Annotated in this window: 20 protein-coding genes, 1 other RNA gene and 1 pseudogene; all 22 read right to left on the reverse strand. The window is 44.7% G+C overall.

Annotated features, from left to right (window positions below; translation table 11 throughout):
• Positions 1–8: 8 nt before the first annotated feature.
• Entirely contained in the window at positions 9–401 is a 393-nt protein-coding gene (locus I2G42_RS01755) for a nitroreductase family protein (RefSeq protein WP_117760384.1), read from the reverse strand.
• Positions 402–525: 124 nt separating this feature from the next.
• Positions 526–1815 carry an ATP-binding protein gene (locus I2G42_RS01760; protein WP_195530652.1) on the reverse strand — a complete coding sequence of 430 codons (1290 nt, stop codon included), beginning with the start codon at positions 1813–1815 and terminating at the stop codon, positions 526–528.
• A gap of 223 nt (positions 1816–2038) precedes the next feature.
• A complete protein-coding gene (locus I2G42_RS01765) occupies positions 2039–3589 on the reverse strand; it encodes an ATP-binding cassette domain-containing protein (RefSeq protein ID WP_055218189.1) in 1551 nt (516 codons plus the stop codon).
• A 313-nt stretch (positions 3590–3902) separates the two neighbouring features.
• Entirely contained in the window at positions 3903–4823 is a 921-nt protein-coding gene (locus I2G42_RS01770) for an aminoglycoside phosphotransferase family protein (RefSeq protein WP_055218190.1), read from the reverse strand.
• A 153-nt stretch (positions 4824–4976) separates the two neighbouring features.
• The gene (locus I2G42_RS01775; protein WP_022463305.1) at positions 4977–5522 is read right to left on the reverse strand and encodes a hypothetical protein; all 546 of its coding nucleotides are present in this window, start codon (positions 5520–5522) and stop codon (positions 4977–4979) included.
• A gap of 201 nt (positions 5523–5723) precedes the next feature.
• Positions 5724–5900, reverse strand: a complete 177-nt coding sequence (locus tag I2G42_RS01780) for a YccF domain-containing protein (RefSeq protein ID WP_082424435.1) — start codon at positions 5898–5900, stop codon at positions 5724–5726.
• 38 nt (positions 5901–5938) lie between these two features.
• Positions 5939–6415 carry an LURP-one-related/scramblase family protein gene (locus I2G42_RS01785; protein WP_055218192.1) on the reverse strand — a complete coding sequence of 159 codons (477 nt, stop codon included), beginning with the start codon at positions 6413–6415 and terminating at the stop codon, positions 5939–5941.
• Positions 6416–6531: 116 nt separating this feature from the next.
• A complete protein-coding gene (locus I2G42_RS01790) occupies positions 6532–7125 on the reverse strand; it encodes a type IV toxin-antitoxin system AbiEi family antitoxin domain-containing protein (RefSeq protein WP_022463308.1) in 594 nt (197 codons plus the stop codon).
• A 607-nt stretch (positions 7126–7732) separates the two neighbouring features.
• Positions 7733–8353 (reverse strand): hypothetical protein, encoded by a 621-nt coding sequence (locus I2G42_RS01795; protein WP_195530654.1) that lies wholly within the window; start codon positions 8351–8353, stop codon positions 7733–7735.
• Positions 8354–8369: 16 nt separating this feature from the next.
• Complete coding sequence (locus tag I2G42_RS01800) at positions 8370–9134, reverse strand: carbohydrate ABC transporter permease (RefSeq protein ID WP_147326093.1); 765 nt, start codon at positions 9132–9134, stop codon at positions 8370–8372.
• A 21-nt stretch (positions 9135–9155) separates the two neighbouring features.
• Entirely contained in the window at positions 9156–10004 is an 849-nt protein-coding gene (locus I2G42_RS01805) for a carbohydrate ABC transporter permease (RefSeq protein ID WP_055266562.1), read from the reverse strand.
• A 35-nt stretch (positions 10005–10039) separates the two neighbouring features.
• Entirely contained in the window at positions 10040–11353 is a 1314-nt protein-coding gene (locus tag I2G42_RS01810) for an ABC transporter substrate-binding protein (RefSeq protein WP_195530655.1), read from the reverse strand.
• A 428-nt stretch (positions 11354–11781) separates the two neighbouring features.
• Positions 11782–12088: pseudogene (locus tag I2G42_RS16940) on the reverse strand (DUF188 domain-containing protein); the annotation flags it as partial.
• Positions 12089–12101: 13 nt separating this feature from the next.
• Positions 12102–13562, reverse strand: coding sequence for an RNA-binding domain-containing protein (locus I2G42_RS01820; protein WP_195530656.1), 1461 nt, complete (start codon positions 13560–13562; stop codon positions 12102–12104).
• A gap of 745 nt (positions 13563–14307) precedes the next feature.
• Positions 14308–14665: a transfer-messenger RNA gene (gene ssrA, locus I2G42_RS01825) on the reverse strand.
• Positions 14666–14793: 128 nt separating this feature from the next.
• On the reverse strand, positions 14794–15264 hold the full coding sequence (smpB, locus tag I2G42_RS01830) for an SsrA-binding protein SmpB (protein WP_195530657.1): 471 nt from the start codon (positions 15262–15264) through the stop codon (positions 14794–14796).
• 19 nt (positions 15265–15283) lie between these two features.
• Positions 15284–17113, reverse strand: a complete 1830-nt coding sequence (gene rnr, locus I2G42_RS01835; protein ID WP_416388225.1) for a ribonuclease R — start codon at positions 17111–17113, stop codon at positions 15284–15286.
• Positions 17114–17336: 223 nt separating this feature from the next.
• A complete protein-coding gene (gene secG / locus I2G42_RS01840) occupies positions 17337–17573 on the reverse strand; it encodes a preprotein translocase subunit SecG (RefSeq protein ID WP_055226503.1) in 237 nt (78 codons plus the stop codon).
• 86 nt (positions 17574–17659) lie between these two features.
• Positions 17660–19003: a phosphopyruvate hydratase gene (gene eno / locus I2G42_RS01845; protein WP_117814074.1), complete on the reverse strand. Its 1344-nt coding sequence runs from the start codon at positions 19001–19003 to the stop codon at positions 17660–17662.
• Positions 19004–19059: 56 nt separating this feature from the next.
• Positions 19060–19293, reverse strand: coding sequence for a hypothetical protein (locus I2G42_RS01850; RefSeq protein WP_195530658.1), 234 nt, complete (start codon positions 19291–19293; stop codon positions 19060–19062).
• A gap of 270 nt (positions 19294–19563) precedes the next feature.
• Positions 19564–21105 carry a 2,3-bisphosphoglycerate-independent phosphoglycerate mutase gene (gene gpmI / locus I2G42_RS01855; protein ID WP_055218206.1) on the reverse strand — a complete coding sequence of 514 codons (1542 nt, stop codon included), beginning with the start codon at positions 21103–21105 and terminating at the stop codon, positions 19564–19566.
• Positions 21106–21285: 180 nt separating this feature from the next.
• Entirely contained in the window at positions 21286–22575 is a 1290-nt protein-coding gene (locus tag I2G42_RS01860; protein ID WP_195530659.1) for a homoserine dehydrogenase, read from the reverse strand.

Genomic DNA, 22575 nt, shown 5'->3' on the forward strand with positions numbered 1-22575 from the left:
TTTGAACGTCATCCTCCGCTTCTGGCGTTTTCTGCGAAAAACGAGTTTACTGCAGAACTTGTCTTTATTATAATAACTGTGCTGTAAAATTGCAAGAATATTTCCATCCAAAAAGCACCCAGGAAGTTCACATATTTCCCGGGATTTTTCGGTTTATTCTGCCTGATCGTAAATGATTTTGCAACGCAGCAGTCCTGTGCGTCGTTTGGGTAGGTATACGGTGCAAACAGATAGACAACTGTCGGGGCATCGTAAAAAGCATTCTGGATTGTGCTGTCATCAGCGATGCTGTCGGCTTCGAGAATTTTGTCCAGTTCTTCCTTTTTGATCTGCTCCGGCTGGTAAAACGGGTGGAACGTCTGGCTTTGATTAAAGTAACCGCCCCTCTGATACGTTTTCACGTAAATTGGCTAAGGGTTGGCTGTGTTGACGATCGCATCGGCATGAACTTTTGTGATGTCGTTTCGGATGATTTTAAATGGCATGGGGATCACCTTCTTTCGTGGGATTTATAGCTGTTTTAATTTATAAGTTACAAACAGCGTATAATGGTATATTTACCATCCACTCCTGCTCTTTATACTTCAATGTTGAAAATCGAACTGCTTCTTCCGGCTGGAACTTTTCGCAATATGTTTTAAGACTATGGGATCGAATGTTCTGTTCTGCCTTTACTTCAATCGGCACAATACTCTTTGCCTTCTGAATCAGAAAATCCTGCTCGAAAGTTGCTTTTTCATTTCCATAATAATATGGCGTATAAGGGGTATCTGAAATTAACTGCTGCAGAACGTACTGTTCTGTAAGCGCGCCTTTAAATTCAACAAAAATATCGTTACCTTCCAATATGGATTCTGCTGGCAGTTCACTCATTGCTCCGAGCAGTCCTACATCCAGTACGAATAATTTATATGCATTCATATTTTTATACGCCTTCAGCGGCATATGAGGCTCATTTACCCGGTTGACTTTATATACTAATCCACAATCCAGAAGCCACTGAATTGCTATTTCGAATTCGCTGCTTCTGGCTCCTTTCTTTATCTGTCTAAAGAAAAATTTTTTATTCTCCTTCGCCAGCTGCATCGGAATAGAATCCCATACCATTCGTATTCTTGGGAGAACTTTTGCTTTGATATGTTTTCCAAAATCACCCTCATACTGCCGTACAATATCACTCTGTATCTGTCGTACCTCTGCATAATCTTTGTTCAGCCGAAATGCATCCACAACTGCTGGCATGCCTCCTGTATAATAATAATTTTTTAACCAGAACAAATATTTATCTGAAAAATTGTCAATCAAGTTATAATCTTTTGTTTCCAACGCGCTTTCCAGTCCTTCTTCGTCCATAGCGCACAGGAATTCTCTGAAATTGAATGGATATAAGTCCAGTAAATCTACTTTTCCCACCGGGTAGGATATTCCCTCATGAAGTGCCACACCAAGAAGTGAACCTGCTGCTATTACATGATATTCCGGTGCTTCTTCGCAAAAGTACTTCAAAGATTCTAACGCTTTTGGTGCATTTTGAATTTCATCCAGAACAATCAATGTATTCTCTGGGGTAATCGTTACGCCTGATTCAATATTGAGGTTCATAATAATACGTTTTATATCGAAATCCGTATCGAAAACCGCCTGCATTCTCTGATTATTGTAAAAAGAAATGTAGGCGGTTTTTTCATAATATGTCTTACCAAATTCTTTCATTAACCACGTTTTACCAACCTGCCGGGCTCCCATTAAAATCAGTGGTTTTCTGTTACTTTTTTTCTTCCAGTCTAATAGTTTATCCATTGCAAATCGACGCATGCTGATCTTCCTCCATTTCTCTTTTTTATTATTTCACATTTTTCCCTGGTTATTCTTACTCTAATTTAACATTTTTCCAGACCTAATTCAATATAAAATTAACATTTTTCCCGACTTCACCGGAACAGAATCTGCTGTAAAACCTTCTCTTAAGACAAACATAATCTCTCCACGGAAAAATACGACGGCCAGCCACCGTCGTATTTTTCGTTATCGAATATTTTTATTTTTCTTCTCTGATCAGTCTGAGTCCGTCTTTTTCCAGCAGATACTCCTTCCCGCACACCTCCCCGATATACTTCCTGTCATGCGAAATGCTGATGATGGCGCCTGGAAATTCGCGGAGCATCTTTCTTATCACCGGTCCGGACAGAGGTGAAAAGTTTCGGGTTGGTTCATCCAGAATCAGCACATTGGCATTGCCAAGGCTCATTTTCAGAAGCAATACTTTTGCCTTCTGGCCGCCGGACAGTTCGCGGATGGGGTGATCCATCTCGTCTGCCGTGTATTTCAGCGATCCGAGATACGTCCGAATCTTCGTCCTCTCACTCTTCTCCCCGGTGGAATCCAGAAAATCGACCGGCGTCATGGAAAGATCCAGCTGATCCTCGTAGTTCTGCGGCATGTAATCTACGCGGAGATCTTCCCGTGCTTTCAACTCTGTCGCAATCTTTTTCAGCAGTGTTGTCTTGCCTGCCCCGTTCGGGCCGACAATGCATATTTTTTCCGGTCCTCTTATCTTTAAGGTGATATTTTCCGCCAAAACCCGCTCTCCATCCGGCGTTTCCAGTTTCGGAAGACGGTATTCGATGACCGTTTTCCCGGCGGGCATGGCTGCCTCTGCTCCTCCAAGCTGGAAGTAAATCGCTTCCTCCTGCTCCGGCATTTCTGTCATGCTGGCATCTTCTTTTTCAAATCTGCGGTTCATCGCCTTTACGGTATGCATTTTGTCCTTCAGATTTTTCGCCACGGACGGTGCCTGACGGGAACAGTTGTTCAAGGCGTTCTGCACGCTCTGGTATACCTTTCGGTATTTCTCATCGCGCAGCGCTTTCTCTCTCCTGTCACTCTGCGCCTTCTGTTCCTGGCGCTCGAAATTCTGCAGGCGCTCCTCTACATACGTCCGATAGGGAAGTTTCGCAACCGTGTATCTCGATTTTGTCTTCCGCACAATCTGTTCAATATGAATGACCATATTTGCCGTGTTTTCAATCAGCGTTTCATCGTGCGAAATAAAAACAACAATATGCTCCCATTCGCGGATCAGTTTCTCCAGAAGTTCCAGTGTCGCAAGATCAATATCATTTGACGGCTCGTCCAGCAGAAGGACCGTGGCATCCTCCATGAGAAGACGCATCATCTGCGCTTTCACCTTCTCGCCGCCGGAAAGCTCCCTCATCTGCTGATCCCGATAGAAAAACTCTTCCGTCAGACCAAATTTTCTTGCCAGCACCGCCAGATCCTTCGGTGTCTGATCCCAGAACTTTTCTTTTTCATAGAAATACTCATACACCGTCTTCGTTTTCTCCGCCTCCGGAAGTTCCTGTGGCAGATATCCAAGCCGCTCCTTTCCGATGATGCGCTCGCCTGTGGATTCGATGTAATCTTCCGTCAGTGCGGGATCGTACATCCACTTCAGCAGCGTCGATTTTCCGTTTCCCTCCTCTCCAATGATAACGGCCTTATCACCGTCATTCAGTACAAGCTGAAAATCTTCGAGAATCACCCGCAGATCTTTTTTATGTGTCAGTGTTAATTTTTTTATCTGCATCATACAGAAGCCCCCTTTGCTCCGGCAGCCTCTTTTCTGCTTTTTTACGCAAAACGAGCCTGTCCTGCGTACGCAAAACAGACCCGCAAAAAAATATCCCTGTTCTATTCTCATAAAAAAGGGAAATGATTCAGCGATTCTCGTCTTTAAGCGTACACGAAAAACAGGCCTGTTTTCCAGGCTGTCCATTCTTTGTGTTTTTCTTAAAGTCGATTATCGCAGAAACATTCCCTCACCTTTACACCAATGGTGCTCTTTCTTTTTATTTTCTGTTCCCTATTATAGGACAACTTACAGATAAATGCAATCCGTTTTTTTACAAATTGAGAAGTTCCTCTGCCAGCGCCTGTGCATGCTCCAGATACCAGCCGTCTTCGTCCTCTTCTGCTTCCACAAACTCGATATACTCATTCAGCGTGGCCAGCTTCACATCCAGATTGAACTGTTCGCGTGAAATCTTTGTCTTTAACGCTTCATACATCCGATCCAGAAACAGCTCTTTCTGTGCATCGTTCATGTAGAACGGGAAAGTACTCCGTGTCTCGGTCGCATGTGCCAGGAATCTTGCAATGTCCAGAGAATACGGCATCATTCCACCAAATCCCCAGTCAATCATGACAACATTTTCGCCGTCATAGATCACATTCCACTGCAGGAAATCACCGTTTGACATTGTACATGGACAAGTCAGCTGGCGGTCCAGGAACATCTGATACACTTTCCGCAGAATTGGATCATCCGCTACGGACGATGCTCGGCGCAGAACGCGTTTCCAGTATTCGACAAATCTCTGCTCCACTTCATTTTCCGGCGCTTTGTCCATCGACGGTGTCCAGAAATACGACTGAATTTTACTTAAGGTTTCTGCCGCTTTTTCTGTTGTCTCGTCCGTCATATCCCGCATGTCGTTTCCTTCTACATACTTCATGCAGATCCAGTCCGCATCCTCTGCCTGCCGCATGCCGACATACTGCGGTACGTGAAACTCTCCTTTTGACAGATACTGCGCATAAATCTGCGCTTCTTTGCTGCCGGTTTTCTTCAGTGTATATTTTCCTGCATCTGTCTCGATCACATACACATCGTACTCCCGCACTTCATCTTCCGCCTCGCCCCACTGCTCGCAGATGCGGGAAACCGCTTTCACCGGTTTTCCGATGATTTCAAATGCCATTGTTTTGATTTCATCTGAATCTACTGATTTCTGAAAATTTCCTAACTCCATCTCTTTTGTCAAATCCTTCTCTTTTTCACATTATTCTATTACTATATCACATCTGTGACACTTTTGTCATTCTATCTTTCTGGCTTTTAAAAGCTTTGGAAAGTTTTTTCACAAAAAAGCAGGCGCACCAGACATTGCCGTCTGATGCGCCCGTATCTGTCAATTTTATGATCCAATCGAGTATTCCATCGATGCCACGCTTAAGATAACGGTTGCGCTTTCATCCCCTTCCGTAAAAGCCGTCAGCTGCAGAACCGTATCCTGCTCCCCCTGCCACTGATAAATCTGATTTCCGAGTCCAGTTGCAATTCCTCCGCCGTATAAAGAATTCAGTTCGTCTACTTCTTTCTGAATCCATGTATTGGCATCCTGTTCGATGTCAAAAGTAAAGGAAACCTGACTCAGCTGACCGTCCGAAAATTCCAGATCCATGTTAGATTCTGCATTTTCCAGGGAAAATTTTTCTTTGCTCTCGTATGTCTTTGTGCTGCTCTCATCACCCTGTCCCAGATCTTTTTCATCAAACTTCAGGGAGCTCTGTTTGAAAAGCTGTTCCGAATCCGTTCCCCATTCAAAATCCGCATACTGGAAAACCTGCTCCTCTGTACAGAGTTCCTTTAAATCCAGATCTCTGCTCTGTGATCCTCCTGCAGATGCGCAGCCCGCCAGCAAAAACAAAGGTAATAAAAAGATTGTCTGTCTTATCTTCATAAACTTCCCCCCTTCTGTTTCCTGATTTTTTAATTAATACTAAATATTCTATCGTTTCTTTATTTTTTCTGTAAATTTATTGTATCATACTTTATTCTGCTGCGCAATACTTTTATCATGTTTCTATTTGCATCAAAGGAATGGCCGCCTCATGATACGCATAGAAAAAGACCGGTAACCCGATCTTTTTCCATACACCTTTTATCCAATTACACTCGTGCCAAATGGCATAAACGAAAGCCTTGCCATCTTGAAAAACTGCCGTCCAAACGGAATTCCAACAATCGTAATACACCAGATGCATCCTGCAAAAATCCATGCAAGTCCGCCGAACATGCCTCCAAATATAAACCACAGAATATTTCCCAAAGTTCTCATATCCGCATCTCCCCTGACGCCATTCCAGACACTGCCAGCTATCCATTATTTTGTGAACAGTTTGCCGCATCGATCGCCAGCACCAGTAATAATGCCGGAATTTCATTGCTCGGATTATCATATTCGATGACATACGTGTCACCCCAGCTCAGAAGTTTTTTATGTACGTGGACGACTGCACTGCAGGCTTCATATACATCGTAATCCCATCCCATGAAGTCACCTTCTGCACGCCATCCCATGAAATCTACATCGTATTGGGGGCGGAACAGTGCAAAACGTTTTTCGATATGTCCCATTAACTGCCCGTTCCATTCAATTTCAAAAGTCGGAAGAAAGCAAAATAATTTCTGTTTGATAAACCCAATTTCATTATGCGCCGCATCGTACACATGCAGACGGTGTCCCAGCGAGATAAATTCATTTTTCACAAAATACTTTTGGTTCCCCTGCTCGTCATAGATATCATACGTGTCTGACCAGGAAAATACACGTTGTTTGATTAGTAACTGCATATCTGCTCCCCTTTTCATTTTTCTATCAGATAATCAACTTTTTTATGGAAAATTTTTCCTTTTCCCCTTAATTTTCGACCGCGATTTTGACCCCATTTTTTTCGGTCTGAAACAGTCTATAGCAAAACCTCCATATATCGCAGCACCTTGGGCTTCACACGAAGCTGATCTGCGTACTGCATCAGTCTGTGAATGTTCTTATCCTTGGATGCTGCATAGCGTTTCATAGCTTCTCCGACAATCTGTATATCACTGCCGCTGCCGCGCAGGATGTCACACAGCGTCCGTTCCAAATTGTAAACACGAATTGGATTGCCGGATGGGGATTTCATTTCAATTCTGCCAAGTTCATAGTTCTCCGGCACAACGCGCTTGACAATTAGATTTTCCCGTTTCAAGGATGAAGCATTGTAGCCTTTGGGAAAGGTCATCGTATATTTTGCCGGGGTACGATCCGAATAGCCCCGCAGATACAAAGCAGTATCGTGCGAATAAATTCCGCGCCCATACTTTCGCTGTAAAAGGTAGAAATCATCCTCCCATACGTCGCTCCACACATACAGGCCACGCCCGAAGCGGTATATCTCGCCGCTCTTGACAAACTTCTGTAAAACGCTGCGGTGCAGTCCGGCTTCTGTTACTTGCGCTGCGGTAATCGTACCGTCCTCTGACGCTTCTCGCAGTTCTTCGATTTTCTCCTTAACATTCATGTTTCTCACCCCTCTTTGACAATCACACATTATATTATATTGAAATAATGTGTGATTATCAACTGTAAAGCGACGAACACACATTAAATTACGTAAAAATAATGTGTGATTGTCAGATACCAGGGAATTTCTAACATGTACTTAAGTAAAAAACAAAGAACGGCATAGCCGTTAAGCTATATCGTTCCTTGTTTCCATATTTTTTAAATTACCACCGCATTACTGGCGTTTTTTCTGCGGACGGTTTCTTCCAGCACACCGAAAAATCCTGCCACCAGCGCCATTAAAATGCCGGTCAAGGTCGCATCTCCTGTTTCTAGGCTTCCGGCTTTGGTGATAGTCGTACATTTTTCATTGTCATTCACAATGTTTCCAGTTCTTACGATTAGGACCGTAGTTCTTATGAAGCGGTTATGGCATAATCAATATATAGAAGCAAATGCAATTGATAAGTTACGGAATATATTGGGCTACAATGCGAAAGGTATCATGACGCATTATTCGGATGATAATGTGTTTTAAAGCCTGTATAAATCGGCACATGCATAGAACATAATGAAACAGCCTCACCCCTGAAAGTCCCGGTAGTGAGGCTGTATTCTTTTCCTTAATCTTTTTCTGTTAATTTCACCCGTTCTCCATTTGTCAGTTCTGATGTGCTTACGACCATCGGTTCGTCTACTTCTGATAAAAGTACCACGAAATCTGAATTTCTATTTGGAAAACATGTCACAGCTTTTTCTTCCAGAATATTTTCATACCCCCAGGCTCCCTTCTGACGCTTAATATAATAGACACACGTTTTTCCAAAGTCTCCTTCATGAATCGCCTGCCGTGTGATCACTTTTGAAAAAACATCTTCAGAAGTGATTTCGATTTTTCCCTCAACGTTTTCACCAATCGAATGTTTTTCATACAGATCTACCGTAAGCTCATACAAATCATCCTTTCGAATGACAGAACACACTTTTCCAACCAGAAGATCTCTGCCCTCCTGCAGCAAAGATTCCGGAACGTTATCATACACGCTGATATAGCCAATTGCCTGATCAGCTGCGCTTACTTCCAAATCAACTGGAAATTCATACTCAATGCTGCCTTCCTGTGCCTCCTCTGTCCAGACGGAAGGAAGCGTTTTGTTCTCTTCTTTGACCGACCAAAACGTTGCGGCAGTTAAAAACAGAAACCACAGAGCGATTAACCCTATACTTATTTTTTTGAACTTCATCGTACTTTCTTCCCCTCTACGCTTTCACACCGGACATACTGATTCCCTGTATCAAATAGTCCTGTCCCATTAAGAATATCAATAAAACTGGTACTGCGTAAAAAACGGACGCTGCATAAAAGATATCCGGCTGTTCCTCTAAAATCTGGCAAAGATACACGGATAACGGCTGCTGATATGGCTCTCTCAAAAAAATGACCGCCTGGTCTACAATATTCCAATTGTCAATAAAAATCAGGATTAATGCAGCAGCAATGGCTGAACTCAAATTAGGCTTTACAATGGAACGATAAATTCTGTATTCGCTGGCTCCGTCCAGTCTGGCTGCTTCTAACGTTTCCTGCGGAAAATCCTGTATCTGCTGACGAATCAGAAATACCCCCAATGGCTGAAACATTGCCGGAAGAATAATTGCCAAGGACGAATTTTGAATGCCCAGCCAATTCGCCACTAAATAATTTGGCACTAAAGTCAGCTGCAGCGGCATAAGCATGACAATCATGTAAAGATAGAACAAAATCTCCTTGTATTTCCACCTGCATTGCCAAAAGCCGTATGCGGCAAGCGGTGCAAGCAAAAGCTGTCCAATCAAAACCGGAATAGTAATAATCAGGGAATTCCACATCATCCGCAAATACAAAGGTCTCTTAAAGAGCAATATAAGATACTCTTCTGGAACTTGTACCGACTTTCCAGCCACAAACAACAACGGAATGACTGCCAAAATGACAGCTCCCATGCAGATCAGCTTTTCGAAAAAATTCGAATATCTCTTTTTCATAAAATCACCCACAAAAGATCTTTACAAATAATCCAGATTCTTCCTCTGGACCCGATAAATGATGCCCAGAAAGATTCCCAGTATGAGAAACATACACCATGCTGCAGCTGACAGTTTCTGCATATTAAGTGACAAAAACTGGTTATTCATATAGTGCTGCAGCATATAAACATACGGTGATGGATAGGCCCCATACAGCATATAGATCTCTTTAAAAACCTTAAAAGAATTCACGATCGACATCAACAGCACAACTAACGTCGTTGGTTTTAATAAGATCCATGTAATATATTGGAATTCCTGCCGCCCTGTAGCTCCATCCAGCTGGCACTGCTCATGATAGATCTGCGGAATCCAGTTTATCCCGGACCAGAAAAGGACAATCGAAAAACTGATATTTTTCCACAGATACATCAGGATAATAATCAAAATGGCCCATCTGGAATTCTCAATATCGAACATGTTTTTTCCAAAAAGCTGTAAAAACCCATCCAGAAAACCATTTCTCTCAAACAAATATTTCCAGAAAGCAATCACCGTTCCAGATGGAACGATTAATGGGATCAGGAGCAGGATAAGAAGAATTCGACCTCTCCTCTGCTTTTTCAAAACCAGTACCAGAAGCAAAGCAATCGCCATTCCCAGCGGTATTGCAATCCCGCAAAAAATTCCGGTATTACGGAGTGCTGAAAGGAATAACTCATTTTCGAATAACAGTTTAAAGTTTTTAAGACCCACCCATTCCTTGTTCATCATGTTGTCAATCACTGCAAAATACAAGGACAGAAGAAACGGCACGATGTAAAAAGCCATGATCCCGATAAAACTTGGAAGGATAAAACACATATAAATAAAATTTCGTTTTTTCATTTCATATACCTGATTCCATGGATTAAGGACAGCTTCTACTCATTAACATAAAGCTCTGCTCTTTGCTGAAAAAGCTTCGCACATTCCTCTGGGGTGATTTTCTGCTCCATACATTCGTTTCGAATTTCAGTCAAAATACTGTCTAACTGTAAATCCCGAAAAGCTTTTGCAGAAACTTTTTCATTGTATGCTTCCCATTTTTCTGCTGTGTCGTCATCATTTTCCAATTGATACGCAACAAGCTGCCGTGTGTTTTCTTTGTTCAGCATACTGCCATAGGTAAAGAAATTTCTGTAGTAAGAATCACTGTTTGCATCTTCGAACTCAAATTGTTTCTGACCAATGCAGAATTTGATAAATTCCCATGCAAGCGCTTTATCTTTGCAGCCTGAACTCATGGAAAAGTCCTCACCAATTCTCCAGAAAGGAATTTTTCCATCCGTTGATTTCAACAGGATCGGTTTTGTTGCCGTATCGGTTTCTTCAAACATTCCGCTCGGAGAACCTTCGAGTAAATTTGTAAATGTATTCAGCAGGACACTCTTTCCGGAAAAGCTTTTAATATCCGTGAATGCATGGGTCGCATAGGATGGTTGATATTGATACAGTTCCTGCATTTTTCTCAGAAAATCCACATAATTTTCTGAATCAAAATTTACTTCTTCCTTCTTCAAATAAGCTCTGTCCTCTGTCATCGGCAGAAACACGTAAATATTGTTTTGTACATCAATCGTAAAATCATCATCTGCAATTGGCTTGGCCTGCTGATATAACTCATATAAATCATTGATATCCATTTCGTCCGGGACTTCATAATTCAGTTCATCCGTTATGTTTCTATTCAACCGAAGCATAACATAATAAAAACCTTCCGGAATTTGATACAGTTTTCCATCGACTTCTGCTGCTCGCAGGATATTATCGTAATAATCATCTCTGTTAAAATTAGGATCTGCATCAATATACTGATTTAAGTCCTCGAAATAGCCGCTGCCTTTCGTCTTAATTTCCGATGGTAAATACGTTGCATCATAAATATCCGCCCGTTGATCCGATGCAAGTTCTGTAAGCAAGGTATTTAAGCCTTCATTATACTGTTCATCCGTAACATCATTGTCAAAAACAACCTTTGTTTCAATTTTTACGCCTGGATGCTCCTTCATAAATAAATCAATCATATGCTGGGTCTGCGGCTCAATAAATAAGGTTCCATATGTAAGCGTTCCTTCCAAATCAGCTCCCTCTTCATAGACAGAAATATCATTTCTCACATCTTTTTCATCTTGGGACCCACTTTGTGTGCTTCCACAGGCGCCAATCGCTGCTGCACATAGCATTCCAATTACCACGCAGAATACCTTTTTACCATATTTTCCGAGTTTTTTCATAGGCACTTTTCCTTTCAATTTTTCTCACCGCTTATATTTCTATATTTTATTATATATCCTCCGTTTCATTTGACAATATGCTTATTTTTACTATATTTTCAGAATTATTTTTATTAGTTTTGCACATAAAAATGCCCTGACACTTTTTCCTTTTTGAAAAATAGCATCCGGGCATATCTCCTAATATTATCAAATCACTTTATTTCACTCTCTGATAATTTTATCTTCTAAACTCTTTTCCTTCTTTCTCCTGTATCATCCCTAACATTTTTTCAAAAGACTGTTCAAATCCCTCAGTATCCGCCTTTTTTTCGCTTCTTTGTCCTTCTGACACGATGATGCGGGTATTTTTTCACTTCGTTGTTTAAATAACGCTCCATGAGCATCTAATCGATATTCTTATTCGTGTACCATTTACCAGAATGATGAATCGCATAAGAACCTCTTCCCAACGCTATCGCCGTCACACCATAATCCTGCGATACGACAATATCGCCTTTATGACAGACACGGATCAGTTCATAATCCACAGCATCTGCTCCATCACCAACCACGACTATTTCGCTATAATCCGATATCAAATATCAAATCATGATTGGTATCGCACAACAGTGTTACCGGAACACAATGCTCTTTTGCAATTTTCTCAACCGTCTCAATTACCGGACAGGCATCTGCATCGACCAATATTTGCATTCTTCTGTTTCTCCTACTTTATGATTACCCAATTCGATTTTCTGTTTGTTCCATTTTGTACCAACACACCATTTTGCTGTAAAGAAACAAATATTCGTGAAACAGTTCTTTTGGACACACCGATCTGTTCCGCATAATACGCCTGGGTTGCAAATGGGTTCTTTTCTATAGCCTGTAACAGTTTTTCTATCTGAACCTGTTCCTTCGTTCGTGATATTTTAACGCCATCAATGCCATTTTTTATATCATTAACGCCATTTTTTGTTTTCTTGGCGTTGATTCTGGCGTTATTTGTATCGTTTTGTCCTCGATAGATATTGATACGCAAGTCAACTTCTCCACCAATAAACTCCGGTTCATGTAGTCCAGCAGATTTTACCTTGTCTATAATTCTCGGAATCCCGCTTCCCCAATGTTCAATCAGATTCATATACGAAAAGGCATGTGCAAGGGCTTCATTCCTGATTTTGGAATAGCCTTCTTTCATACGCTCCAACGTTTGTCCCATCGGCAATTTCCCCGGCGATGTGATTTCCAGTCGGTTGTCATACACCGCAACCTGTATTGTACCATGATCCAGATAGCTGCGATGCACCACCGCGTTGATAATCAACTCACGAATTGCATCCGGCGGGATTTCATAAATATCCTGACGGTAAATGCCGACAAGCGTAGCTCCCAGATGAATATTTCGCAGAACAAACTGAAATGCTTCCTCTATTTGTTCCCACAAAGGACCCGTATATTCCCTTCGATCAACAAAAACCGCTTTCGTTGTTCCCTTAAACACACCGCACTGAATGGCAACATGAAGCCCTCCACAGCCCGTTAAGATAGCATAAGCGTTAGAAGGGTAGTCTTTTCCATCACGTTCAATCAAAATACCCCATGATCGAAGCTGCTGCTTTCCAACGTCTTTTACCGATGCTTTCTGCTCCTCATTATGGGCATTTTTGACTGCCTGCTCCTTCATCGCTTTACAAAGCGTATCAATTTCTTCTTCTGTAACACTCAGTCCAGTACATAACGCCTGATCAAAATAACGATTGCTTCCCTCAAGCATCAGCTCTTTGATCATATACTCGTCAGCAAGCCGGGTTGTTCCAGCAACACGGACATATACGCCTCTCTCTCGTCCAAGCGCTTTAATGTAATATGGCCGCTGTCTGCCTTCAGAAATTTCTGCCACAATAACCGTCTTGCCATCAACTGTCTGCAGCGTAATATCTGGAATAATTGCCGGTTCACAGCTATCCGAGACGGCATTGGCAATCGCATCCATCTTTTTGAATACATCTTCCTTGTCAAAGCCAACCACTTCTCGGGTTTTATCCGCAATTCCAAAAATAATTTTTCCTCCGGTTCCATTTGCAAAGGCAACCACAGACTTCATATATTTGATGCTCTTTTCCGGCAGGTTCTCTTTGAATTCTACGTTTTTGGATTCTCCTGCAAGAATTTCTTCTATGGTCATAAATACACCTCGCTATCCGTGTTTATTTTAATAAATCAATGCTTAAAGTTCTCTTTATATCTGTTACCTTAACATATAATTCTCATTCAAGCAATGCAGTACTTTTAAAAATCGTAATTCATTTTTTCAAGTCTGTCAATTCTATTATTTTCCTTTTCTCGCGCATGATCAGATTCAATCATAGGGCGAAAAGTACAGAATCTATTAGTCCCTTACCAACTCAAAACATCCTTAAGCATTTGTTTTACCGCTTCAAAAGTTAACCTGCTGGATATTTTTTTATATTGTGAACAGAAATCTTTGTTATACGGAGCCACCGTTTTTAAATAGTGCATATGCACTATTTTCTTACCGAAGATGACGATCTTGATAAGGATGAATTTGAAGAAGGCTTTTACATTGACTTCTTTTAATCTATCGTCTGTTTGCCATGCCCGCCTTTGTGCGGGCTCTTTTTATCAAGAGTTCGACGGAAGTCGAACTTTCCTATTGTACAAAAAAGCAGGCACATCAAGTATCTCTACTTCATGTGCCTGCAGCACTTTGAAACGGTCTCTTTTACGTTCTTAACAGTGCGAATAAAGATAAAGTTTGACAAAATTTCGAATTTTTCCTTTCTTTTTTGACCAAAATTCATGCGGTTTTAAACGGTCTGAAACGGTCTAAAGCGGCATTTTTGCCCTGTTTTTTCCATCAAAAATGTACAAAAAAACCGCTAAAACACTGGATTTTAGCGGTTTTTCAGGTATGGACCTGAGGGGAATCGAACCCCTGTCCGAAAGCCTATTCATTCAGGCATCTCCCATTACAGTCATTCTATTAAAGGTTCCCCCATCGGCACGCCGGATGACAGGCTTGCCGCTTCGGTAGCTTCATAAAATCTTCCATCTCCGCAAAGCTTTGGAAACGAAGTGCTCCGCATCTGTTTGATGCCAGGAGAATAGCCGCGGAAAACTATTCAGCTGACAACGCCGCACTTAGGCAGCGTACGCTACGTAATTATCGTCTGCGTTTAAATTTAGGTTCCAGGTTGATGACGCGGTCCCGGAGTCCACGAATGGCTTCCCAAACTTCAAAACCCCCGTCGAAACCAGTACAAGCCCGTGCTGGTTCTACAGACGCTTTTCTTTGATACGGGGACGCAAACAGATCGTCCCGGTGCAGTGAAAACTCTCTTTCAACTGCCGTATATCGTATTATAGTCTTTCCCCATACTTTTTGTCAAGGATTTTTAATACAGATTTTTAACTTTGAAATCTCTCTCCGCCTCACGTCTCTGATCCTTCTTTGCGATATCCTGCCGTTTATCATACAGTTTTTTACCGCGTGCCAGACCGATCTCGACTTTTACGAGGCTGCCTTTAAAATACACCTGCAGCGGAACGAGCGTGTAGCCTTTTTCCTTGATCTGCGCCTCAAGTTTGCGGATCTCATAGTCGTGTAGCAGCAGTTTCCGGATGCGCAGCGGGTCTTTATTGAATATGTTGCCCTTCTCGTACGGACTGATGTGCATGCCGTATATGAATACCTCATCACGCTCAATGCGGATGAAGGATTCCTTGATGCTGCATTTTCCCATGCGGAGGGATTTTACCTCGGTACCGGCAAGGGAGATGCCGGCCTCGTATTTATCCTCGATAAAATAGTCATGATATGCCTTTTTATTGTTGGCAATCATTCGATTTCCTTTTTGTTTTGTCATAGCTTTTTCCTCCAGGGATTTATTCTGTCTCGGTTTCTTTTTCTACATACGTAAAATCGATTGTCCGGTTGGCAGGCTCGGCGTTTCGTACACGGACACGCACCGGCTCACCAAGGCGGAATACTCTTCCGTGCTGCTCTCCGACCAGACGGTAATTTTCTTCATCGAAATTGTAATAATCGTCTTTGAGTGTCATAATGTGAACGAGTCCCTCGACGGTATTTGGCAGCTCTACATAGAAGCCCCAGCCGGTCACGCCGGAAATGACGCCGTCGTACTCTTCGCCGACATGCTCCAGCATATATTCGGCTTTCTTCAGCTTCACAGCCTCTCTTTCTGCCTCTGCAGCACGCTGCTCCATCGCACTCGACTGCTCCGCCACATGCTGCAAAATGGACGAATATTTGCCGATTCTGCCGCCCTTGTCGAGACGTCCCCGCAGATCATCCTTGATAATGCGGTGGATCTGCAGATCCGGGTAACGGCGGATTGGTGAGGTAAAATGGCAGTAATATGACGCTGCCAGTCCGAAGTGGCCGCTGCATTCCGGGGTATAAATGGCTCTTGCCATCGACCGGAGCAGCAGGCGGCTGATCAACGGCTCTTCCGGGGTTCCCTCGATGCTGGTGAGAATCTTCTGCACCTCACCCGGCGTAATCTCATGGGAACGCTTTTCGACTTTGATGCCCTGTTCACGGATCAGCGTCAGCGTTGCCTCCATGCGGTCTCCGTCCGGCTTGTCATGCGTCCGGTATAAGAACGGGATTTCGCGTGTGCAGTATTCCTCTGCCACGGTCTCGTTCGCCATCAGCATGAAGTCCTCGATCATCCGTGTTGCCACGTTCGACGGATACGGGCAGATCTCCACCGGCGTCCCTTCTGCATCAAGAATTACTTTGCTCTCCGGGAATTCAAAATCAATTGCTCCGCGTTCTTTCCGACAGCTCCGGATCAGTGCAGACAGTTCCTGCATCTGGCGGAACATCGGAACCAGCTCATGATATTCCTCCATCAGCTCCGGATGTGCTTCCGGCTCGGTCAGGATTGCATTGACGGCGGTGTAGGTCATGCGGCGGTCCACGCGGATCACCGTCTCAGCGATCTGATGGCCGATCACACGGCCTTTCTCGTTGATCGTCATAATACAGGAGAGTGCCAGGCGCTCCTGTCCTTCATTCAGGGAACAGATGCCGTTTGACAGACGCTTCGGCAGCATCGGAATGACGCGGTCCGGCAGATAGACACTGGTGCCGCGCTTTAACGCCTCACGGTCGAGGGCGGAATTTTCCTGCACATAGTTGCTCACATCAGCGATATGAACGCCAAGCGTCCACGTATCGCCCGCTTTTGTGACGGATACGGCGTCATCGAGGTCTTTGGCATCCTCGCCGTCGATTGTCACCATCTGCCAGCTTTTCAGATCGAGGCGGCCGTTGTAATCGTTTGGAATTACTTCCTCCGGGCATTTTTCTGCCTGTGTGATCACGCGTGCCGGGAACTCCTCCGGGATCTGGTAAGCGTCCACGACTGCCTGGATATCGACAGTCTGGATACGCGGCTTCTTCTCTGTGTCGCCGTCCTTTCCATTCTTTCTGTGGAATCGGTCATCGCGTCCTCTTCTGCCCTGCTCTCCGGCGCGGCGGTCTCTTTTTTCCCGTTTTTCCGTCGTTGTGGATGCACCGCGGCTCTTCTGGTAACGGCCGTCGGAGATCACATCGATTTTTCCTTCTTTTACCAGGATTTCCATAACCTCCGCAAGCTCCGACCGTTTTGCTTTCGGCACCTGCAGCAGCATGGCAATGTCTTTCAGACGCATCGGCTCATAGTTTTTCGAGCTTACGAGATCCATGAGCAGCGTCTTGCGGTTTTTCAGCAGTTTCGAACTTCTGGAACGCGGATGGCCCGCATGACCGCCATGGTTCCCTCTGTTCTGTCCTGCATGGGACGCCGCGCTGCCCTGCGGATATTTCCTCCGATCTTTTTTCTTCTTATTATCTTTCATCTATTATCTCCTCTTTGTAGAAAAAGACACCCTTACGCCTTCTCGTGGGAATAAGGATGTCTTTACTTTGCTAAAAATTCATGTTTAATACAACCGACAGTACAATAAACAGAACTGCCATGATTTTTGTTGCACGGATCAGAGTTCCTTCTGCAGAACGGCTTTTGTTTCTTCCCCAGTAAGTGTCTGAGATACCTGCAATAGCACCGAGACCCTGCTGTTTTCCTTCCTGCATCAATACAACAACGGTTAAAGCAATACAATCAATGACATAAATGACTGTCAAAATCGTTCTTAAAATTTCCACAATTACACCTCCTACGGCTAACTTATATTATTTTACCATAGTGGAAGAACGATTTCAACTGTTATTTGCCTGTTTTACGCCGTTTTTCACCATTCTCTTACGCCGGTTCCCTTTTGCGGGAACGGATTCCGGTATTTCGCTTCCTCACCGAGGCGTTCCTCGATGCGGAGAAGCTCATTGTATTTCGCATTCCGCTCCGACCGGCACGGTGCTCCGGTTTTGATCTGGCCGGCGCCTGTCGCGACGGCAAGGTCTGCCAGAAAATCATCCTCTGTCTCTCCGGACCGGTGGGAAATGACGGCGCGGTACCCTGCTCTCTGCGCCATCTCCACCGCATCCAGCGCCTCAGAGAGCGTTCCGATCTGGTTTACCTTGATCAGAACCGCATTTGCCGTGCCAAGTGCAATGCCGCAGGAAAGCCTTCTTACATTCGTCACAAACAGATCATCCCCGACCAGCTGTACTCTGTTCCCGAGCGCTTCCGTCATCTGTTTCCAGCCTTCGAAATCGTCCTCGCACAGCCCGTCTTCGATGGATACGATCGGGTATTTTTCGATCAGTTCCTCATAGTAGGCAACCATTTCTGCGGTATCCCGAAATACTGTCTTTCCGCACTGACGGGATTCCCCGGGAAAGTAGTAGACGTTCCTGCTCTCCTCGTAGAGCTCGCTTGCCGCCGCATCGATCGCGATCATCACGTCGTTTCCGGGCGCATAGCCGGCTTTCTGGACCGCATTGACAATGAGCTGCAGTGCTTCATCGGAATCCTTTAAATCCGGCGCAAAGCCGCCCTCATCGCCGACAGAAGTCGAGTATCCCTTCTCCTTCAGGAGCTGCTTCAGCGTATGGTAAATCTCCGCGCACATGGAAAGACCCTCCCGGAATGAGGGAGCGCCGCACGGCATAATCATAAATTCCTGCAGATCGACGGTGTTGTCGGCATGACGGCCGCCGTTTAAAATATTCATCATCGGCACGGGCATACGGCTTGTGTGGCAGCCGCCCAGGTACTGGTACAGCGGCAGATGAAGCGCATTTGCCGCCGCGCGCGCCACAGCAAGTGAGACACCGAGAATGGCGTTTGCCCCGAGGTTTTCTTTCGTTTCGGTTCCGTCTGCCTGGCACAGGATATGGTCGATCCGCTCCTGCTCGAGCGCATTCTCTCCGACAACGGCATCGGCCAGCACGGTATTGACCGCTTCTACAGCCTTTCTCACGCCCTGCCCCAGATAGCGCGCTTCCTGATCTCTTTTTTCCAGTGCCTCAAATTTTCCTGTCGATGCCCCGGACGGCACCTGGGCACGCCCCATATGGCCTTCCAGCCCGAGAATCCCCTCCCCGACGGCCACTTCCACCTCTACGGTCGGATTTCCGCGCGAATCCAGAATTTCTCTTCCTGTCACGCTTCGAATTGGTAAATATCGAAACATAGTTTTCCCTCCTGTTTTGCTGCAAAGTGAACAGTAACCAAGTTTCTTCTCTGCGTTCACAGTATGACCGTGCTATGGGAAAAATATGTTACTCTCTCTGTCGAAACCTCTTTTTTCCAGTCCTTATTCTTTTCAAACATAAAAAACGCAATATGAAAGCCATCCGATTTTTCCATTTTCGGATGGCTTTCATAAGTTAGAACTGTGCATTGGACTGAATCCTTTCTTTTTTTGTTCTTTTGTTCTTTTGTTTCGCTTTGGGGTACTTCGTTACGTTTTCTTGGGTCCATACCTTCGCTTTCTTAGTTTATGGGGTAATTCGTTATGTTCTCGGTGGTCCGTCCTCTCTTTCTGTTTTTTTCTTCCGTTTTCTTTTGTTGACTTTACTATATCAGTTTTCTCACCATTTGTCAACACCTTATTTTGATTTTTTATCTGTTTTCCATTTTTATTCTGTCTCTTATTGCGTAATTATTTTTATTTTCAGATTATTATAGCAAAATATCCCTGCCGCACCCGTTTCAAAACGAATCCGGCAGGGACATTTTCACGATTTCTCTTTATTTCTTAATCAGCAGGGATTTTCCTGTCATTTCTTTTGGCTGCTCCATTCCCATCAGCTCGATCAGGGTCGGTGCGATGTCTGCCAGGCAGCCGCCCTCTCTTAACGTGTAGGATGGATCTGCATTTACCAGGATGAACGGAACCGGGTTGGTGGTATGAGCGGTATATGGCTCGCCAGTCTCATAGTCTACAAGCTGCTCTGCATTTCCGTGGTCCGCACAGATGAACATCTGGCCGTCAACCTCTTTTAATGCATCAACTGCCTTGCCTACGCACTCATCAACAGCCTCAACTGCCTGGATTGCTGCGCTCTCAACACCGGTATGGCCAACCATATCCGGATTTGCAAAGTTGATGATGATAACATCATATTTCTGGGAACGAATAGCATCCGTCAGCTTGTCGCATACTTCGTAAGCACTCATCTCCGGTTTCAGGTCATAAGTAGCAACCTTCGGGGATTTTACAAGGATTCTATCCTCACCTTTATTTGGCTCCTCAACGCCGCCATTGAAGAAGAAGGTTACATGTGCATATTTCTCGGTCTCAGCAATACGTGCCTGAGTCATGTTATGTGCTGCCAGATACTCACCGAAAGTGTTGGTGATCTCTTCTTTTTTGAATGCAACGGATTTGTTCGGGATAGTCTCATCGTATTCCGTGAAGCATACGTAGGTCAGATCCAGACGTTTTTCTCTCTCGAATCCGGTGAACTCATCTGCGCAGAATGCTCTTGTCAGCTCTCTTGCACGGTCCGGGCGGAAGTTGAAGAAAACTACAGAGTCTTTATCCTGAATCGTTGCAACCGGTTTTCCGTCTTTTTTCAGAACGGTCGGCAGAACGAACTCATCTGTTTTTTCAGCATCATAAGAAGCCTGAACAGCCTCTGCTGCATCGGTTCCTTCTACGCCTTCCCCTTTTGTCAGCGCTTTGTAAGCCAGCTCGACACGATCCCAGCGGTTATCACGGTCCATTGCATAGTAACGGCCGGAGATCACGCCGATTTCGCCGACACCGATCTCATCCATTTTTGCCTGCAGCTGCTCAACATAGGATTTTCCGGATGCCGGAGGAGTGTCACGGCCATCCAGGAAGCAGTGTACATAAACTTTCTCGAGACCTTTGCGTTTTGCCAGCTCCAGAAGTCCGAATACGTGGGTGATGTGGCTGTGAACACCGCCGTCAGAGAGAAGTCCGAACAGGTGCAGTGCGGAATTATTTGCTTTTGCATTCTCAACAGCCTTTACCAGCTCTTCATTCTCGAAGAAATCGCCGTCCTGGATTGCTTTTGTGATTCTGGTCAGCTCCTGATATACAACGCGGCCTGCGCCCATGTTCAGATGGCCTACCTCAGAGTTACCCATCTGTCCGTCCGGAAGACCTACAGCAAGTCCGCTGGCCTGTCCTTTTACGTACGGGCACTGGCTCATCAGCTGGTCCATAATCGGAGTTTTCGCTTCGCAGACAGCGTTATGCTCGCATTTGTCATTCAGTCCATATCCGTCAAGAATCATTAATACGGTTGGTTTTTTACTCATTGTGAATTCCCTTCTTTACTTAAATTTTGGGTAACAATCCAGAGCCCCGTCTCGATTCCGCTTACGCTGCATCTCGATGTTGCTTTTCGCCATATGAAATTCCAGAAAAAGCGCTCCTTCACGCAAGCATGATTCGCGATTTTTCTTCCATTTCGCATGGCTCTGAATTGTTACATTTTTTTAGTATACCCGGATTGTCGAGGAAATCTCCTGGATCATCGACATTCCGCCTAAAATCTGCATGGCATCCTCAAAATGGCGCTCTTTGACCTCGTCCGTAATGACGACGATCTCGGCGTATTTTCCATTGACACGTTTCTGAAGCATCTGTGCAATCGAAACCTTGTTGTTTCCAAAGACAGAAGCTACCGATGCCAGCGTTCCATACCGATTTTCAATCTGCATGCGTACAAAATATTTCGACTTAATTTCGCCGACACGCTTGATCGGGCATTCCCGGTAGCATGTGCAGCCGATTCTGCCGCAGCAGTTCCATAAAATATTGCGCACAACATCGAAAATATCGCCCACAACAGCACTCGCAGTCGGAAGCTCTCCGGCACCTCGTCCGTAAAACATCGTATCCTGTACGGCATCGCCTGTCAGGAATACGGCATTGTAGGAATCATTGACAGTCGCGAGCGGATGATTGCTGTCGATCAGCATCGGATGAACGCGGGCTTCGATTCCTTCCGGGGTATCTTTTGCCACGCCGAGCAGCTTGATCGTGCATCCCATCTCTTTTGCGTACTCGATATCGGTCGCCGTGATTTTGGTAATGCCTTCGGTGTAAACATCTTCAAATGTCACTCTGGAGTTGAACGCTGCCGAAGCCAGGATTGCTACCTTGCGGCCGGCATCAAGACCTTCCACATCTGCGGTCGGGTCTGCTTCTGCATAGCCCATGTCCTGCGCCAGACGGAGCGCATCACCAAACTCCATGCCTTCCTGCGACATTTTTGTGAGAATGAAATTTGTGGTACCGTTGAAAATACCCATCAGCTCTGTGATATGATTGGCGGAAAGGCACTGTTTCACCGGACGGATGATCGGAATTCCTCCCGCCACGGATGCCTCATAGAGAAAATCTTTTCCGTTTCTCTTTGCTGTCGCAAGGATTTTTTTGCCCTCGGATGCCACCAGATCTTTATTTGCCGTTACAACATTCTTTCCAGCATCCAGGCAGGCAAGAATGTAATTCATGGCCGGCTGTTTTCCACCCATAACCTCAACAACAATCTCGATTTCCGGGTCATTGGCAATGTCCTCAAAGTTCGTGGTAATGATCGACGGATCATCAACCTTTGCAGCTGCTTTTTCCACATTGCGCACGAGAATTTTTTTCAGCTCCACACGCGCTCCCAGCTTCGGAAGCATTTCCTCCTGCTGGCTTTTCAGCACTTTGTACACACCGGTACCGACGGTGCCAAGACCCAGCATTCCGATTTTAATTACTCTTTCCTCTGCCAT

It is taken from the genome of Fusicatenibacter saccharivorans, from assembly GCF_015557635.1.
Taxonomy (GTDB): domain Bacteria; phylum Bacillota; class Clostridia; order Lachnospirales; family Lachnospiraceae; genus Fusicatenibacter; species Fusicatenibacter saccharivorans.

What these genes read in the sequence shown, in the direction of transcription:
- I2G42_RS01760 (WP_195530652.1), bottom strand. Translation starts at nt 1,815, where the DNA reads ATGCGTCGATTTGCAATGGATAAACTATTAGACTGGAAGAAAAAAAGT.
- I2G42_RS01765 (WP_055218189.1), bottom strand. Translation starts at nt 3,589, where the DNA reads ATGATGCAGATAAAAAAATTAACACTGACACATAAAAAAGATCTGCGG.
- I2G42_RS01775 (WP_022463305.1), bottom strand. Translation starts at nt 5,522, where the DNA reads ATGAAGATAAGACAGACAATCTTTTTATTACCTTTGTTTTTGCTGGCG.
- I2G42_RS01780 (WP_082424435.1), bottom strand. Translation starts at nt 5,900, where the DNA reads ATGAGAACTTTGGGAAATATTCTGTGGTTTATATTTGGAGGCATGTTC.
- I2G42_RS01785 (WP_055218192.1), bottom strand. Translation starts at nt 6,415, where the DNA reads ATGCAGTTACTAATCAAACAACGTGTATTTTCCTGGTCAGACACGTAT.
- I2G42_RS01790 (WP_022463308.1), bottom strand. Translation starts at nt 7,125, where the DNA reads ATGAATGTTAAGGAGAAAATCGAAGAACTGCGAGAAGCGTCAGAGGAC.
- I2G42_RS01795 (WP_195530654.1), bottom strand. Translation starts at nt 8,353, where the DNA reads ATGAAGTTCAAAAAAATAAGTATAGGGTTAATCGCTCTGTGGTTTCTG.
- I2G42_RS01800 (WP_147326093.1), bottom strand. Translation starts at nt 9,134, where the DNA reads ATGAAAAAGAGATATTCGAATTTTTTCGAAAAGCTGATCTGCATGGGA.
- I2G42_RS01805 (WP_055266562.1), bottom strand. Translation starts at nt 10,004, where the DNA reads ATGAAAAAACGAAATTTTATTTATATGTGTTTTATCCTTCCAAGTTTT.
- I2G42_RS01820 (WP_195530656.1), bottom strand. Translation starts at nt 13,562, where the DNA reads ATGACCATAGAAGAAATTCTTGCAGGAGAATCCAAAAACGTAGAATTC.
- smpB (WP_195530657.1), bottom strand. Translation starts at nt 15,264, where the DNA reads ATGACAAAACAAAAAGGAAATCGAATGATTGCCAACAATAAAAAGGCA.
- rnr (WP_416388225.1), bottom strand. Translation starts at nt 17,113, where the DNA reads ATGGATCTCGTAAGCTCGAAAAACTATGAGCCGATGCGTCTGAAAGAC.
- eno (WP_117814074.1), bottom strand. Translation starts at nt 19,003, where the DNA reads ATGTTTCGATATTTACCAATTCGAAGCGTGACAGGAAGAGAAATTCTG.
- I2G42_RS01850 (WP_195530658.1), bottom strand. Translation starts at nt 19,293, where the DNA reads ATGGACCCAAGAAAACGTAACGAAGTACCCCAAAGCGAAACAAAAGAA.
- gpmI (WP_055218206.1), bottom strand. Translation starts at nt 21,105, where the DNA reads ATGAGTAAAAAACCAACCGTATTAATGATTCTTGACGGATATGGACTG.
- I2G42_RS01860 (WP_195530659.1), bottom strand. Translation starts at nt 22,575, where the DNA reads ATGGCAGAGGAAAGAGTAATTAAAATCGGAATGCTGGGTCTTGGCACC.